This window comes from Vibrio tubiashii ATCC 19109, from assembly GCF_000772105.1.
GTDB classification, from domain to species: Bacteria; Pseudomonadota; Gammaproteobacteria; order Enterobacterales; family Vibrionaceae; genus Vibrio; species Vibrio tubiashii.
This window is the reverse complement of the sequence record NZ_CP009354.1, coordinates 3123191-3139222: the sequence shown is the minus strand read 5'-3', so window position 1 is coordinate 3139222 and position 16032 is coordinate 3123191. Positions and strand designations below refer to the sequence as shown.

General features: G+C 45.3%; 16 protein-coding genes. 11 read left to right on the top strand and 5 right to left on the bottom strand.

Translation table 11 applies throughout. The annotated features are described in order from the left end of the window. Nucleotides 1-16 precede the first annotated feature (16 nt). On the top strand, nucleotides 17-2491 hold the full coding sequence (locus tag IX91_RS14385; RefSeq protein ID WP_004745024.1) for a bifunctional diguanylate cyclase/phosphodiesterase: 2475 nt from the start codon (nucleotides 17-19) through the stop codon (nucleotides 2489-2491). Here IX91_RS14385 and IX91_RS14380 read toward each other — a convergent pair. Both IX91_RS14380 and IX91_RS14375 read right to left on the bottom strand, forming a co-directional pair. Further along, a complete protein-coding gene (locus tag IX91_RS14380; protein ID WP_004745025.1) occupies nucleotides 2475-3104 on the bottom strand; it encodes a tRNA-uridine aminocarboxypropyltransferase in 630 nt (209 codons plus the stop codon). The genes IX91_RS14385 and IX91_RS14380 overlap by 17 nt on opposite strands. Then, nucleotides 3101-4633 (bottom strand): COG3650 family protein, encoded by a 1533-nt coding sequence (locus IX91_RS14375; protein ID WP_004745026.1) that lies wholly within the window; start codon nucleotides 4631-4633, stop codon nucleotides 3101-3103. Before IX91_RS14375 ends, IX91_RS14380 begins: the two co-directional genes overlap by 4 nt. Before the next feature lie 38 nt (nucleotides 4634-4671). Between IX91_RS14375 and IX91_RS14370 the strand changes: the two genes are divergently transcribed. Further along, on the top strand, nucleotides 4672-5142 hold the full coding sequence (locus IX91_RS14370) for an EVE domain-containing protein (RefSeq protein ID WP_004745027.1): 471 nt from the start codon (nucleotides 4672-4674) through the stop codon (nucleotides 5140-5142). Between the two features lie 62 nt (nucleotides 5143-5204). On the opposite strand, the gene IX91_RS14365 is transcribed toward IX91_RS14370, so the two are convergent. Beyond that, complete coding sequence (locus IX91_RS14365) at nucleotides 5205-6032, bottom strand: Cof-type HAD-IIB family hydrolase (RefSeq protein WP_004745028.1); 828 nt, start codon at nucleotides 6030-6032, stop codon at nucleotides 5205-5207. A gap of 108 nt (nucleotides 6033-6140) precedes the next feature. After that, on the bottom strand, nucleotides 6141-7127 hold the full coding sequence (locus IX91_RS14360) for an alpha/beta fold hydrolase (protein ID WP_004745029.1): 987 nt from the start codon (nucleotides 7125-7127) through the stop codon (nucleotides 6141-6143). 86 nt (nucleotides 7128-7213) lie between these two features. Between IX91_RS14360 and rhtB the strand changes: the two genes are divergently transcribed. From rhtB to IX91_RS14325, 7 genes are all read left to right on the top strand, one after another. After that, nucleotides 7214-7831 (top strand): homoserine/homoserine lactone efflux protein, encoded by a 618-nt coding sequence (gene rhtB / locus IX91_RS14355; RefSeq protein ID WP_004745030.1) that lies wholly within the window; start codon nucleotides 7214-7216, stop codon nucleotides 7829-7831. 21 nt (nucleotides 7832-7852) lie between these two features. After that, a complete protein-coding gene (locus IX91_RS14350) occupies nucleotides 7853-9079 on the top strand; it encodes an EAL and HDOD domain-containing protein (protein ID WP_004745031.1) in 1227 nt (408 codons plus the stop codon). 97 nt (nucleotides 9080-9176) lie between these two features. After that, a complete protein-coding gene (locus tag IX91_RS14345) occupies nucleotides 9177-9518 on the top strand; it encodes a metalloregulator ArsR/SmtB family transcription factor (protein ID WP_004745032.1) in 342 nt (113 codons plus the stop codon). A 24-nt stretch (nucleotides 9519-9542) separates the two neighbouring features. Further along, the gene (locus tag IX91_RS14340; protein ID WP_004745033.1) at nucleotides 9543-10544 is read left to right on the top strand and encodes an ArsJ-associated glyceraldehyde-3-phosphate dehydrogenase; all 1002 of its coding nucleotides are present in this window, start codon (nucleotides 9543-9545) and stop codon (nucleotides 10542-10544) included. Between the two features lie 74 nt (nucleotides 10545-10618). Continuing rightward, nucleotides 10619-11110 carry a cyclin-dependent kinase inhibitor 3 family protein gene (locus tag IX91_RS14335; RefSeq protein WP_004745034.1) on the top strand — a complete coding sequence of 164 codons (492 nt, stop codon included), beginning with the start codon at nucleotides 10619-10621 and terminating at the stop codon, nucleotides 11108-11110. A 71-nt stretch (nucleotides 11111-11181) separates the two neighbouring features. Further along, the gene (gene arsJ, locus IX91_RS14330) at nucleotides 11182-12402 is read left to right on the top strand and encodes an organoarsenical effux MFS transporter ArsJ (RefSeq protein ID WP_004745035.1); all 1221 of its coding nucleotides are present in this window, start codon (nucleotides 11182-11184) and stop codon (nucleotides 12400-12402) included. Nucleotides 12403-12502: 100 nt separating this feature from the next. Further along, the gene (locus tag IX91_RS14325; protein ID WP_004745036.1) at nucleotides 12503-13516 is read left to right on the top strand and encodes an acyltransferase; all 1014 of its coding nucleotides are present in this window, start codon (nucleotides 12503-12505) and stop codon (nucleotides 13514-13516) included. On the opposite strand, the gene IX91_RS14320 is transcribed toward IX91_RS14325, so the two are convergent. Next, nucleotides 13513-13845: a DUF2500 domain-containing protein gene (locus IX91_RS14320; protein WP_004745037.1), complete on the bottom strand. Its 333-nt coding sequence runs from the start codon at nucleotides 13843-13845 to the stop codon at nucleotides 13513-13515. The genes IX91_RS14325 and IX91_RS14320 overlap by 4 nt on opposite strands. A 266-nt stretch (nucleotides 13846-14111) precedes the next feature. Between IX91_RS14320 and IX91_RS14315 the strand changes: the two genes are divergently transcribed. Continuing rightward, a complete protein-coding gene (locus IX91_RS14315) occupies nucleotides 14112-14477 on the top strand; it encodes a hypothetical protein (RefSeq protein WP_004745038.1) in 366 nt (121 codons plus the stop codon). A gap of 923 nt (nucleotides 14478-15400) precedes the next feature. Then, nucleotides 15401-16024 carry a lysoplasmalogenase gene (locus IX91_RS14310; protein WP_004745039.1) on the top strand — a complete coding sequence of 208 codons (624 nt, stop codon included), beginning with the start codon at nucleotides 15401-15403 and terminating at the stop codon, nucleotides 16022-16024. Nucleotides 16025-16032 lie beyond the last annotated feature (8 nt).

The following is a 16032-nucleotide window of genomic DNA, read 5'->3' as shown; positions in this document are numbered from 1 at the left end:
CGTCTTAGGCTTTTGAATGCGCACATATTCAGCGCTGGTTAACAACAATCAGCAATTACAAGCGCATCTAAGGGATATACCGACGGAGAAATACTCTTCGTTTCTTGTTCAGCTTCTGTCTACGGATCCGGAACAGGTCGCATGTGATTATGCGGACCAAATTTTAGAGCATATTCCTGGATGCCACATCATAGGTCATAGTACTCGCCATACTATTTTTGATGGTCAAATTGTCCATCGAGGTAGCTTGGTGTCAGTTTCCTGCTTTGAACACTCTTCCATTACGTCTACTTGTGTCCCCATTACCAATAACCCGCTCTCTGAAGCGAAAGATATCGTTAATGGCTTAGCACTAAACCACCAAACTAAGTCTATTATTAGCTTCTCACAGCATGTCAGTTCCCTCGATTTTAATCTCTACCAAGCGTTAGGCTCTCTCACCGATGTACCGATCAGCGGTGGCGTAGCAGCCAATGTTGACGACAGAGATGAGTGGGTTCTATGTGGCAACCAAACCTTCCAGAAAATGACGGTGTCAGCTGCGCTGCATGGGGACAAATTACAGGTTTGGCGTAGCGCGTTCTCTGAGTGGACACCGATAGGTGGACCGCTTCGGGTAACAGATGCGCAAGGGACTCAATTACGTTCGTTGGATTACCAACCTGCTTATGAACTCTATCAAACCCGTCTCTCTGAAGGTCGGACACTGGCTTTAGAGCAGATGCTGAGTTTCCCCCTTAAAAGCAGCACTGGTGTGGTCAGCTGCCCTAGAGAGCTTTATCCCGACGGCAGTATTGAAGTCGATAATGCGGTGACTATTGGTGATGAAGTGCGTATTTGCTATAACCACCCGTCGTTGACCTTAGAGCAAGTTAGGCATGATGTAATCGGTTTAGCCCAGCATAACCCAGAGTCTATCTTCATCTATAACTGCGAGTCGCGATTGGAATTTATTGAAGGCGTCAGTGAAATCCAACTGTTCGATGAATTCGAAAGTTGTTGTGGCTCTTTCTGTTTGGGCGAGTTCTACCGAGGTGACTCTCAGCAATCACTTCATCACAGCATGACTTATGTTGCTTACAGTGAAGACTCTGCTCGTCCGGCGCTGACTTTTAACGAAAAAGCCGAGTTTCCGGTTTCTCCTTTGTTTCATTTAATTAGCTATACGATTGATAACCTGAATCAAACGCAGAAGAGTATGGAGCTAAAACTTGCTGAGCAAACCGAGAAGCTGATCAATAGTTACCGCCTGGACAAGCATACCGGGTTAAAAAATCGCGTTGCTTTGCAAGAAAGGCTCAAAGTCGTCAATACGGATGAGCATGTGGCGACATTGAAACTGTCTAATTTTCATCAGATTAATGAAAAGTATGGTTATCAAGTTGCGGATGAGCTTATCCGCGACTTAAGTGATTACTTTACGGATAACCTCTCCGATCTGCATTGGGCCCCATTTGTTCAGCAGCTCTACTATATTGGCACCGCAGAGTGGGCTTTGGTATTTTCATCGGATATCGCCACCAATGAGCTCCAACAAGAGCTGTCACAGTTTGCTGATAAGGTAGAACATATTAACTTTGAGCCTTATGGATTACCTGAGGTCGATTATCTGTCGGTGTCTATTTCTGGTGGCATCGCCAGTAAGCGCGATTTCCCGACGATCTCTGGTGATGAACTTTTACTGAAGTCGATCGATGCACGTCGGATTGGTAAAGCGCGTAATACCCACTTTATTAACGCCAAAGATTATTCTATCAGTGAGTTAGAGCAAAGGGACAAGCTCGATTTGATGGGAGTAGTCAGCCGCGCCATTCTCAATAAGCGGATTATTACCTATAGCCAACCGATTTTTGCCGCTCATACCCGTGAGCAGGTATCCCAAGAGTGCTTAGTTCGTATTGAAGATGATGGTGAGATAATCGCGCCAGGGCGCTTTTTACCCATCGTTGAGGGTACGCATCTTTACACTCGTTTAAGTCGCCATATGCTGACATCAACCATAGCGCATATGGCCGACAAGCAAGCCTCATTCTCAGTCAATTTATCTCCACAGGATATGCTCAGTGACAAGACGCTTTATCTCCTTGAGCAGGCGGTTGCGAAGATGAATGACCCATATCGCTTAGGCATTGAGGTGTTGGAATCTGAACGGATTAAGGATTTTGGCCGTATGGCTGAGATTTGCGGTCACTTTAAGCAGCTTGGTGCTCGCTTACTGGTGGATGATTTTGGCTCAGGTTACTCCAATATTGATGAAATTATTCGCCTAGAGCCGGATGTGATTAAACTCGATGGGAGTTTAATTAAGACGATCGATACGGATCATAAACAGCGTCAGATTACTGGTCAGTTGGTTAAGCTATGCCAAGTGCTCAACGCAAAAACCGTCGCGGAGTTTGTTCACAATCAAGAGGTGTGCAATATCGCGGAAAGTATTGGTGTCGACTATCTGCAAGGGTTTTACCTCGCAGAGCCTAGTCGCTTGTTTTAGTCCTTAAAACGTGACCGCTTTTGTCGGCTTTGAAAGCCAGCATATAGCGGTCAAAAAACTGCAAGAGTTGCTCTGCTTGTTGTACTTGCTCAGCTTGCTTTAGCACTTCGCAGCCAACTTCTAACGTACATAAATGACCTTGCTCTTGGTTGCGACGTAATTGATAACTTGACGCTTGAGTCGGGTTTATATGCACTAAAGGTAGCAGCCTGAGCCACGGACTCTTACGCAGCATCTTTTTCGCTTCCTGCCATGTCCCGTCAAGGATGATAAACAAAGGTCGTTTCTCGCTCACTGCTGTCTCATCTATTGCCTGCGACACTGGAATACTTCCGTCATCAGGAAACAGCAAGTAGGCTTGATAATCTTCACTTTGTATTAAGGCCATTAACTTGTCACAAGGCTGAGTGCGTTGCCAAATATGCACGCTCGTCGCAGACAGGCTTTTCTCTAACCACTGGCCAGTATTGGTCTCGCGGTTAATTTCATTTTCATGGGTTACCAGTGCAAGGTGGAAGCGAGTCTTGATGCTTGGTAGGTAGTGGCATACGCATTGATGTTGCAACTTGCACTGAGGGCAGCGATTGCCCTCAGTTGATTTAGTTTGGCTCACATTACTACGCCTTGCTGATGAGGTGTTTGACCGTCAGAAAACAACTGGACAGGGCTAATCTGATCGTAGTTAGCGACGGGAGCAGAGCTTGGGTTTAGCGGATAGCTGTCACCTTGATATTTTAAGACGTGTTGGTTCGGTGTTGCGCCACCACCGCTAACAAATAGGATTAAATCTTGCCAGCCATTTGTTTGCTCTAGACCTAAGTTAATCGGTGTTCTTACTAGAGTAATGCGAGAGTTAAACTGCCATTGCTGTTGCTGATTTTCAAACAGCAGTACGGTACAGCCGCCAGAGCCACACCAGTTCAGTTGAACCAAGAGTTCTTTATTGCCATCGCCATTTAAATCGTACTCCAACCAACGGTACTTAGTATCAGCTGGATCGATGTTGTCCGATTTAAAATACTCACGTATGGCATTGTCGACTTTAGGGTTGAACTCAGCGCTAGAAGGGATGGCTTGCGGATTTGAAGTCGCCTTCGAAGTGGCACTTTGCGTGTCTTGCTGAGCTTTAAACAGAGTCAATCCACCATCGGCAATCGGATAGATAAGACTACCTACCTTCTCTTGGCTAGCGCTTAGTTGGTAGCCATCACGAGTGAAGATTCGCTCTGACAATAATGCTTGCTGTTGATGACGAGTCATCACTACTTGAATCTGGTCGTTGTTAAGCTGCTGCCAGTAGCCACTCTCAACGGAATCCGCTTCTCCTGTCGTGTAGCTGTAGGTGGTTGTCGCTGAGTGATCCGGAAAGATTTTTAATGCGACGCTAAAGTTGCTCGATTTGGTTGAGGCCGCTTGATAGAGACCAGTCCAATCCTGAGTGACGTCTTGATTAGACAGGGTGGCACATCCTTGGTAGCTGTTGCCTTCAAGCTCAAGTGTCGCACTCCAGCCATAAAGTGAATCGCTCATCCCATCAACACAGCTTCGTTGGTTGAGCTCTAGTGACCCGCCTTCAAACTGGTAACGACGTCGATCAGATTCAATACGGCTACCTGAGAGCGCTAACTGGCGTTTATCTTCACCGATTTTCTGAAAAGTCAGCGCGTTGCTGGCGAAATCAATCGACCAGAAGGGCTCATTACCAAAAGCTCGCGTCGGTTTAAGCGCTTGATCGCAACGCTTTGGGTTCTCTGCACTAAGCAGGTTAATAGAGTCGACAACGAAGCGTGCACTGTAGTCAGCAACAAAACCATCCGCTTGGCCAGTTTCAAGGTGACCGATAACTTCACCATAAAGAGGAGCATAAGGAGAGCGAACTAACTTTAGCGCTTGATGAAAGCGATCGTCAGAGATATCGAGCCAATACTGTTGATTACTACCACAAGGTGTAATAGAGCGCACTTCATGGCCAAGCACCACTTCACCGCGCATAACAAAAGTTTGAGGCTTTATTGTGTCAGGCTTGTCTAAGCTCGCTTGCACGACGGGTTTAGATTCGCTGTCTTTGATGGTCGTTGACGTCGAACAGGCTTGCAATGCGAGTAAAATGATCACAGCCGCTGGGTTTCGGAGCGCCTTCATGCTATATCTTCCCTATTAAGAAACTGGCGGAGCCTATTATGGCATATTGGCTATTCAAAACTGAACCAGACACCTTTTCTATTGACACACTCCGAACACAAAACACCTCATGTTGGGAAGGAGTACGTAATTATCAGGCGCGTAACATGATGCGTGATCAGGTCAAACTCGGTGACTTGGTGCTGATCTATCACTCATCTTGTAAGAAAGTGGGAGTGGCAGGGATTGCGAAAGTGGTCAAGGAGTCATACCCCGACCATTTCTCATTTGATCCTGAAAGTGACTATTACGACCCGAAATCAACGCCGGATAACCCACGCTGGTTTATGGTTGATATCGAATTTGTGCGTAAGACCGAACGTTTGATCCCATTGTCTGTGATGAAAGCGATGCTAGAACTAGAAAATATGCCGTTGGTGAAAAGGGGCAATCGGCTGTCTATCATGCCAGTCACTGAGCAAGAGTGGGCAGCGATTTTAGATAAAGAAAAATTGCCTAGCCAAAGATAACTGCGATAACAAAACAGGCTGCACAATGCAGCCTGTATTGAATTGATAGCGATAGCCGCTATTTAAAAAAGATTATCGTGCAGGTAGTGAGCCACAGCATCATCTTCATTGCTGCCAATCACTTCATTGTTTGGTAGCGCTTCTTTCACTTTATGGTGCGAGGTGCCCATCACTAACCCTTTTCCTGCCATTTCTAGCATCTCTGCATCATTCATCCCGTCACCAAAGGCGATACAGTTCTCTAGGTTCAGATCTAACGATTTTGCGACGGCTTCAAGCGCGTGGCCTTTTGACACTTCAGCAGCCATGACTTCAAGGCACCAAGGTGTTGAGAAAGCAATGTTGAGTTGATCACCAAACTTTTCACGTAGTTTGTTTTCGAACGTCACAAGATGGTCGTGGTCTTGATCTGGGTGAGTGAAGAAGATTTTCGCAATGCCATCATTTGGCGCTGACGCTGCGTTAAAGCGTTTATAGCTAAAGCCAGATTCACTGTGGAATTTAGCTAGCATTTCATCTTCTCGATCGAGTAACCAATCTTCGTTTTGATACATGTGGATAAAAATGCCTGGATCTTCGCTGATCACATCGATCACTGGCTGGACTAATTCTTCAGGGACATTCTTGCTGTACATCAGTTGATCATTTTGGTCATGAACACGCGCGCCATTAGAGGTAATCATATAAGCGGGAATACCGGCGATCTCACGGATACCAGCAACATCGACATGGTGACGACCCGTGGCAAAGACAAAGGTGAAGCCTTTTTCATGCAGCGCTTTCAGGGTTTGTTTTGAAAACTCGCTCAGCTGGTGGTTTGGTGCGAGTAAAGTGCCATCGAGATCGGAGGCTACAATGTGAAAAGGAGTATCTTTGCGTGCTTCGGTCATATCACCCTCATATGTACAACATGAATTACCTAATAAGGTAGAGGGCCCAGTTTACTTGAACATAAAGGGGAAAAAGAGGGTAAAGATCACCCTCTAGTATTTCCTATTTTAGTACTGCTCGAAAAAGGTCAGGGTGGTATCTAGGGCTTGGTTGCGATACTCATCTTTTTCAAACAACAGTTCATGTTTCGCGCCATGTACTATTTTAAAGGCACACTGAGTGTTGGTCCGAGCAAGTTTCTTGATAAATTGGATTTGCGCTTGATTAGACACGATTTGATCTTCGCCTGCCTGCATGACCAATAAAGGGACTTTTAAGTGGCGAGTCATTAGATAACATTGTTTACAGGCCATCAGCCCTTGCCATACCCAACGCGTACTTGCGCCGCCAATCTTGAGCTCAGGTTGTTGCTCATAGAGATCGCGGAACCAGTGATAGCGAACATCACTTTGGCTGAGAAAGTTACCTTCAAACGGTTTAGGAAAATAAGCCACTTGGCCGGGAGCAAATGTTGGTTTGGGATAAATAGCCGTTAACAACTGGCCTAAAATTGTCGCAATCGGTTTTAGGTGCCAAGGGAGATCGACGCCATACATAGGCGCACTGAGCGAAACCGCATCAAATGGGTAGTCATAACTTTGAAGGTAGCGCGTGGCAATATTGCCGCCCATGGAGTGACCCAACAGATAACGCTTTTGGTATTGGTCCAAATTGAAATGGTGCAGCAACTTGTCTAAGTCTTTGACGTAGTCGTCGAATTCTTCCACATAGCCCATCTGCTTGTCTTCAATCAGGCGGTCAGACAAACCTTGGCCGCGATGATCGTAAGAATAAATATCGTAACCTTGGCGGAACAGGTCGTAAAACAGCTCTTGATACTTTGCGCAGCACTCAATGCGTCCGTTGACCACAACAATTGCTTTGGTGTGTTCTGGAGCGCTGAGTTTAATCCAGTACAGAGCGGTTTTGTCGAACGATTTTATATAGTCTTCCTCTCTAGACTCCCATAATTTAGCAATATTGCTATTGATTGCTTGCTCAAAATTGGACTCTTGAGTATAAGAAGGAGTAATGTTGAAGCTTGAATCATTCATGGTTGTTAAGCGCCTGATTACGATTTCATTTTTGCGACAGATTTAGATTATGTGTCTCTAGCTGCATTTAGTCGAGGGGAAATACGATGGATATGCATGTTTGGCTTGCTTATGTAGTCACAGCGATTGTTTTTAGCTTAGCTCCGGGGTCTGGTACGGTGAACTCAATCAGTAATGGCTTGAGTTATGGTACGCGACGCTCATTGGCGGCTATTGCCGGTCTACAGATAGGTCTGACTATCCATATTATGCTCGTTGGCGCGGGGATTGGCGCTCTGGTTGCTCAGTCTGCATTCGCCTTTAGTGTGATTAAGTGGGTGGGTGCCGCTTACTTAGTATGGCTTGGTATTCAGAAGTGGCGCGATCACTCTAGCTTAGCAGCCACGGAAGCGACTCAGCACCTATCGAGCATGAGTTTGATGCGCAAAGCGGTACTGATCAATCTGACTAACCCTAAATCGATAGTGTTTTTGGTCGCGCTGTTCCCTCAGTTTCTGGACCCAGCAAAAGATCAGTTAACTCAGCTTCTCGTGCTTGGAGTGACAACCGTGATCATTGATGCGTTTGTTATGTTAGGTTACACCAGTCTTGCGGCGCAGATGGGACGTTTTATTCGTTCAGATAAGATTATGTCGCGTATCAACAAAGTTTTTGGCTCTATGTTTATGGGTTGTGGTGCTTTATTGGCAGCAGCGAAGGCGTAATTCACCATCATGCAAAAACGGATGAGAGACACCTATGTGGCTCGCCAACCTATACTTAATGCCAAGCGGCAAACCTTAGGGTATGAGTTGCTTTTTCGCGACGGTGAGAACAACGCATACCCTGCGCATGTTGAATCCAATCGGGCGACATACCGCCTGATTGTTGAGAACTTTCTTTCCATAGGCACCAATCCAGCCTTGGCGACCTCACGCTGTTTTATCAACTTTCCTCACTCTAGTTTAGTGCGTCTGTTGCCTCTCTCTTTGCCTAAAGAACAAATCGTCGTTGAAGTGTTGGAAACCTGCACACCCAATGACGAGTTGTTTGCAGCAATCAAGCAGATTCACGCTAATGGCTACTTAATTGCACTGGATGATTTTGTTTATAAGCCAGAGTGGGAACGATTTCTGCCCTATGTGCAAATAGTCAAAATCGATATTATGGCGACGGGGCTGGAAGAGTCTTGTGCTTTGGTTAAGGAACGTTTAGCCAAGGGAGTAAAGCGTAAGTTCCTCGCAGAGCGAGTCGAAACTGAGGAAGAGTTTATTGCCACGCGCTCAGCGGGTTTCAGCTTTTTTCAGGGCTACTTTTTCAGCAAACCACAACTCGTCCGCCAACGCTACGTCAGCCCTCAACACGCCATCGCGATGGAGCTGTTTAAAGAGGTGTGTCAGCCGGAAGTGGATTTTGAAAAGGTTGAGCGAATTGTCGCTCGTGATGTTGCGCTGTCGTACAAGCTACTGCGCTTCGTTAATACCATGTCGAATCGCATTGAAGTGCCTATCTCTTCTTTCCGTCAGGCCTTGGTATACCTTGGTCAAGATAAGCTTAAAATCTTCGTCTCTTTAGCGGTGGCCTCGTTCGTTTCCGCCAACAAGCCGAAAGAAATCTATACCTTATGTCTGCAGCGAGCCCAGTTTTTCTTGCTGATGGCGAATGACAATCCTTTCAACCAATTCCGCGAACAAGCCTTCCTGATTGGGTTACTGTCTTTGTTGGATTCTATGTTGGATATGTCCCTTAAAGACTTGGTGGAGCAACTCCCTTTAGCGGCGGCAATCAAGGTCGCTTTGTTAGAGAGGCAAGGTCCTTTTGGCGACCTTCTCAGATTGGAAGAGTGCTACGAAAGCGCAGACTGGCAGGGGATGGAAGCCGCGTGTGATCAGTTGAATCTATCACTCAATGAAGTTATGCCGCGTATCTCTCAGGCTCAGCGCTGGAGCCAAGATCTCAACACCATCGTTTAGCTCCTTTATTTAGCTTTTATGACAATGCATATGTCAGGCTTGATCTAAGCTCATTTTTAAATAAATATATACGCATATCCATATATGAGTATGTTTTATGTTACCTCACCAATTCTTTAAGTTGTTGTCTGATGAAACCCGAGTTCGCTGCTTGATGTTGATTATGCGCGAAGAGTGTTTGTGTGTAGGTGAATTGACCGAAGCGCTGCAAGAGAGCCAACCGAAAATTTCTCGTCATCTGGCTCAGCTACGCTCAAATGGCATTTTGGTTGATGTCCGTCAGGGGCAGTGGGTGTTCTACCGTTTAGCTGCTGATTTACCGGGATGGATGAAAAAATTGATAGATGATCTTGTTGCTTCTAACTGCCTTAAAACAGAGTACCAACAAGATATTGAACGACTTCATGCAATTCAGGCTCGACCTGTTTGCTGTCAGTAATTAAGTAACAAAAGAGATAGAGTTATGGCAATTAAAGTAGGTATTAACGGTTTCGGTCGCATCGGACGTTTAGCGCTTCGCGCGGCTTTTGATTGGCAAGAGCTAGAGTTTGTCCAGATTAATGACGTAGCGGGTGATGCTGCGACGCTCGCACACCTGTTAGAGTTCGACTCAGTACAAGGCCGCTGGCACCATGAAGTGAAAGCCGAAGGCAACCAAATCTTAATCAATGGTCAGGTTATCAATACTACGCAAGAGAAAGATATCGATGCGATTGACTGGTCTGGCTGTGACGTAGTGATTGAAGCGACAGGTGTGCATCGTAAAACTTCATTCCTAAACAAGTACCTAGCTCAAGGTGTTAAGCGTGTTGTCGTATCGGCACCCGTCAAAGAACAAGGCATCGCGAATATTGTCGTTGGCGTAAATGACGAGATATTCGACCCAGCGGTTCACCAGATTGTAACTGCCGCCTCTTGTACCACTAACTGTATCGCTCCGGTTGTTAAAGTCATCAACGAGAAGCTAGGTATTGAGAACGCTTCGTTCACCACTATTCATGATTTAACTAACACACAAACCATTCTTGATGCGCCGCATAAAGATCTGCGTCGTGCGCGTGCTTGCGGTATGAGCTTAATTCCAACCACGACGGGCAGTGCGAAAGCGATTGTTGAGATTTTCCCAGAACTCGAAAATCGCATTAACGGCCATGCTGTACGTGTACCTCTGGCGAACGCTTCTCTTACCGACATCATCTTTGAAGTGAAGCAAGATACCACCGCAGAAGAGGTGAACGCGTTACTTAAAGAAGCTTCACAAGGTGAACTGAAAGGCATTCTCGGCTTTGAAGAGCGCCCATTGGTGTCGATTGACTACAAAGGTGACCAACGCTCTACGATTGTTGATGCGTTATCCACCATGTTGGTGGGTAAGCGTATGGTGAAAATCTACGCTTGGTATGACAACGAGATGGGTTATGCAACCCGTACGGCTGAGTTAGTCCGTACCGTTGGCTTGGCATAATACTCCTCATACTGAAGCGGCAACTCCAGTTATTTTGAATATTGGTTTAAAAATTTTTTAAGAGATTGATGACGATGACACATCCAACCTGGCAGCTCGATGTTGAAAATGGTGCGTTAGTACTTACTCCTTGTCCTGGTACTAAAGGCATTGAACTAGAGGCTTCTCTTGCGCAGTTAAAAGAGCAAGGCGTAGAAGCGATTGTGACCGCTTTAGACGATGCAGAGCTTGCAAGTAAAGATGTCTCTGAGCTTGGGGCTAAAGCGCAGCAACTTGGTATGCAGTGGTTCCAAATTGAGATTGAAGATGATTGCGCTCCAGGTGCTGAGTTTGCCGCTAAGTGGCAAGCCGCTAGCTCGGAGCTGCACAAAATCGTTGATAACGGCGGTAAAGTAGCGATGCACTGTATGGGTGGCTCAGGTCGTACGGGGCTTTTTGCGGCTCACCTATTGCTAGAGAAGCAGTGGAAACTGGAAGATATTGTGTGTGAAGTTCAAGCGCTGCGCCCAGGTGCCTTTACTAAACCAGTCCAAGTTGAGTACATCACCGCAGTAGCGGCCAAATAGTTGGGTCGAGAGCTTTTGGATCATAGGTGTCCAAAAGCTCTATCCGCTGTAACTAGTCGAGGATTTCACCTATGTTCTCTAATCTCAGCAAAAGTGTCCGTCAGTACATGCTGGTGACGTTCAATTACTGGAACTTCACCATTACTGACGGTGCTCTGCGTATGCTGGTGGTGCTGTATTTCTATGACTTAGGTTATAGCTCGCTAGAGATTGCTTCACTGTTCCTTTTCTATGAATTTTTTGGTGTCGTGACCAATTTGATTGGTGGCTGGCTTGGCGCGAGGTTGGGTCTCAATAAGACCATGAACCTCGGTTTGGGAATGCAGATCGTGGCGTTGACTATGTTAGCAGTGCCACATGCTTGGCTGACTATACCTTGGGTTATGGCCGCTCAAGCCCTGTCTGGTATCGCTAAAGATCTCAACAAGATGAGCGCCAAGAGCTCAATCAAAACCTTAGTTCCGGATGAACAGCAGGGTGCGTTGTACAAATGGATAGCGATCTTAACGGGCTCTAAGAATGCTCTTAAAGGTGCGGGCTTCTTTGTCGGTGGTTTTCTGCTTTCCACCATTGGATTCAAATATGCAGTGTTGACTATGGCTGGAGTGCTGACTCTAGTGTTTATCGGCAGTATGTTGAGCTTAGAAGCTGATTTAGGTAAAGCGAAAAGCAAACCTAAGTTTAAGCAGATATTCTCCAAATCGGAGTCGATCAATATCCTTTCCGCTGCACGAATGTTCCTATTTGGTGCGCGTGATGTGTGGTTTGTGATTGCACTGCCCATCTACCTTGGCAGTGTATTTGGTTGGGATCACTCATGGGTAGGTGGTTTCCTTGCTGTTTGGACGATTGCCTACGGCTTTGTCCAAGGTATCGCCCCTAAGATCACGGGTAAGGCTCAAGGTAAAGTGCCGGATGGCCATGCCGCTATGCTATGGGCGGGTGGGCTTGCTATTGTCACGGCGGGTGTCGCCTATGCTGTACAAGTTGGTTGGCAGCCACAATTAGTTATTGTTGGAGGCTTGATGGTTTTCGGTGCTATTTTTGCCGTCAACTCTTCGCTGCACTCTTATCTGATCGTCAGCTATGCAAAAGGCGATGGTGTATCGCTTGATGTCGGTTTCTACTATATGGCTAATGCGATGGGGCGTTTGATTGGTACTATCCTTTCAGGGTTTGTGTTCCAGATGGCCGGTTTAGCTGCGTGCTTGTGGGTCTCTTTTGCTTTCCTTGCTTTGACGACCGTCATTTCGATTAAGCTACCTAAGATTAAACAAATCGCGACAGCGTAGAAATTTCCCACTGTTTCATGACTAAAAGCTGACCAAGGTAATACTTAGGTCAGCTTTTTTATTGCTATATTCAATAGGTTATTAGTACAAGGGGAGTGGCATGAGAGAAAGAGTTCTGTTTTTTGACTTACTGCGATGCGTAGCTGCGGTTGCGGTGATTGCGATTCACGTTCTTGCTCCGTACCGCCACGAACTTGGGCAGATCCCTTTTGGCGAGTGGGCCACTGCGGTAGGCGTGAATAGCGTCAGCCGTTGGGCGGTGCCAGTATTTATCCTTATTACAGGCGCTTTGATGCTCAGCGATACACGCCCCTTCGATGCTAAATATTATGTCAAAAGGCGCTTGGGTAAAGTCCTTGTTCCATTCTTAGTTTGGTCATTGTTCTACGCTTATCTATCAGGTTGGAGCATCAACGGCTTTGATGCTTTGGAGGCTAAACAGGTACTCGCTGATAGCGCGACCCATGCGACTTATTACCACCTAGGGTTCTTCTATTATTTTATCCCACTTTATTTTGTGATTCCGTTTTTCCAATATGTGGTTAGGCAATATGGCGATAGCGCTCTATATGCCTTTGTCGCTATTTGGTTAGCGACGAGCTTACTGTTTTTACTAAGAGTTGATGGGCCTTGGAGTCATGAACTATGGCTATACAGTGGCTATCTTCCGCTTGGATACTTGTTGTATCAGCGAGTGCCACTCACTAAGTCTTATGTTGCCCTATTTACGTTACTTGGGGCAGCGGCACTATTTACTACCGGTTATATGGTGATCACTGACAGTATCGCGGCGCAGGAGTACACAGTCGGCCGATGGCTTTCGTATAAGACACTCAATGTTATTCTTGCGGCGAGTATGATTTTTATGCTTTGTCGTTACTTTGGCGAAGGGCTTTCACAAAAGTCTAATCAGGTGATTGGATTTATCAGCAAAAACAGCCTAGGTATCTATATTCTGCATCCGATTTTTCTCTGGCCAATGAAAGAGCTTGGCTGGCATCAAGGCCATCCGGCTTGGATCATTCCGCTATGGATAGTGTTAAGCGGTGCAGGAGCATTGGCTTTAAGTTGGTTGCTTTCTCAATCTTCTCGTACGCGCTGGTTATTGCCTTAGCGCTTCATGGCGAAGTGAAGAAACTTGTCTCCTTGGTAGGTTAGAGTACCTTGATCGCCTGGGTTTAGAGCGTGGAAATAGTGGATGCCTACCTGAAACTCACGCTTTGGCCCAATACGACCTTTCTGGACATAAATCCAATACTCTTGGTCATCTTGGCCTGGCTCGGCATCTTCGACCGCAATAGACTGCTTGTCGAGGACGGTAACTTCCGCGGTCTGTTCAGGTGCGTTTTCACCTTGAATGTGTTTACGATAGAAATGAACGAACGCCCAACCACTCGCCAAGGCGAAGATCACGATAAAAGCAAACAGTAATGGTAGTGACATGGTGGGGTCTCTCTTTCTCTCATCTCCTTATAGTTTATCGACATTCTATATAATGTGTTGGGCACGGCTCTTGCTATAAAAACAAAGTGATCAATAGCGTTAGAATCTTCGAGGCATATCACACACTAATAAGCGGCATGACGACGCATTTCTGGTTAGCTATTGATTCTTTTACACAAATTTACTTGAAACTTGCACAAAAAGTGGGACAGTAGATAGAAGAAAGATCAAACACCCCCTAAACTTAATAGCGATGGAGGGAAACTATGTCTGATATTGAAAAAGTGGTCACTCGAACACGTAGACTCGAGAAGCTCCTCCGAACGCAATATCATGCTGACGGTAAGGGAATGCATCAGCTTATTACCAGTTGTGAAGAGCGTTTGCCTCATGATGTGATTGATAAGCTGAGATATATCGCGACCATTCGTAACAAGGTGGTGCACGAAGAAGATTTTAAGCTCGATAGCCGTAGAGACTTTCTTACTGTGTGCGATGAATGTGAAAAAGAGCTCACACCAAGAAGCAGTCGATTCATTTGGAGAGCAGCAATTACCTTGATGACGCTAATAACCTTGGCGGCATTACTCTTTTATTATGCGCATTGGGATATTTTATCGAAGCATTTATAGCTTAAGCTTTAAAAATGGCACTTTTTATAAGTGCCATTTGTTTAACCAATTGGCTAACTTTTGGTAGATAAATGAGTGCTAAATCACCAGAAAGTGAAAAGGGACGCAATTGCGTCCCTTTTTTATTTTGTCTATTTTTCTTAGTACATCATCGGCAGTGTCATTAGACCAACGACTACTGCGATCATTACAAGTCCTTGTTTTTGTGAAGAAGAAATCATAGCACTGCTCCTTAAATTTGATGTTTTACGATATATTTTAAAGAATAGCAGCTTTTTGATGGTTAGATCAAGTAATTTAATGACTAAGCCTTAAAAAAGTAACTTTTCTTACTTTGATTAGGGCGTTTTGTCGTAACTATTTTGATTTTTAATGATGGGCTTTCTGTGTAAAAACTAGACTTTAGCCACTTGGCTATGATTATAAGTTGTTGTTTTTATATGTTTTTTCTTGTGTTTCAAACTTGTTGCTCTGCTAATTTTGTCGGTTTTGAATGCTTGGATCTTCTTGGGTTGGATGAGTGTCAATTTACAGTTTTACGACTTAATTCTGGCGTCATTTTAAATAAAGAGGTGTTGAAAAATGCCCTGAGTGCTCTTAGTTCAACTCTTAAAGTGCAAAGTGAAACTTTTCTCATCGCGATTTTGTTTGTAACTTATTGTTTATACTGGTTTATATTTCTTAACTGAGTGGTAGTGCATAGAATTGTGGTAATTTTGCCAGTTTGGTTAGCTAGGAATGAGCTAGGTTCTAAACAATAAATCATTATGAGCAGGTTGGTCCAAGTTGGTGCTTGGCTAGAATATCTTAGGGCTAGCTCTAGAGAGGTATTAGTATTATCGAGATCCAAGTTTTGCCTTTTGGCGGTAGACATCTATGACTCTCTGCCTACACTAGCAGCTCATTTTTATTGAGGTGTTCGAATGTGGAGCTGGCTATCTGTTGCCCTTTCTGGGTATATCAGTATTTCCGCTAATGAAAGTAATCACATAAGACAAGCAGCGATGTTTAAAACGATGTCGCTACTGATGCTACTCGTGATGCTCTGGAGCCAACAAGGGCTTGTAGGAGCGGCCGCTTGGTGGGTATCACTCGGTCTTATCATTTCAATGTTTGCTGATGGACTCTACATCTTTAAAAAACACCTTAAGCTCTGCTTTGCTGGTTTTATTGCTGCGCAGCTTTGCTACAGCGCATCGTTTTGGTTCAAGCTTTCTGGCGAGATTGTTTGGTGGCTGCCAGCGATGTTGCTCGGTATAGGCGTGGTGAGTTTTTTCTTACTGCTGCCTAAAATAGACCGATTGATTTTTCCTGTAGTAATGATGGGCATTGTCTTGCTGCAACTAAACTGGGCGGCAGGGGAAGTGTGGTTAATTAATGGTGGTCTTGCTAGCCTTGCTGGGTTTATTGGTTCTATTACCTTAACGTTCTCAGCCGCTTTGTTAGCCATTCATGATTACCGACACTCTATAGTTAAAGGCCGTTATCTTATATCTGGTAGCTACCTACTCGCGCACTCTTTAATTACTGCGTCACTGATTATCTAAAATCAAAG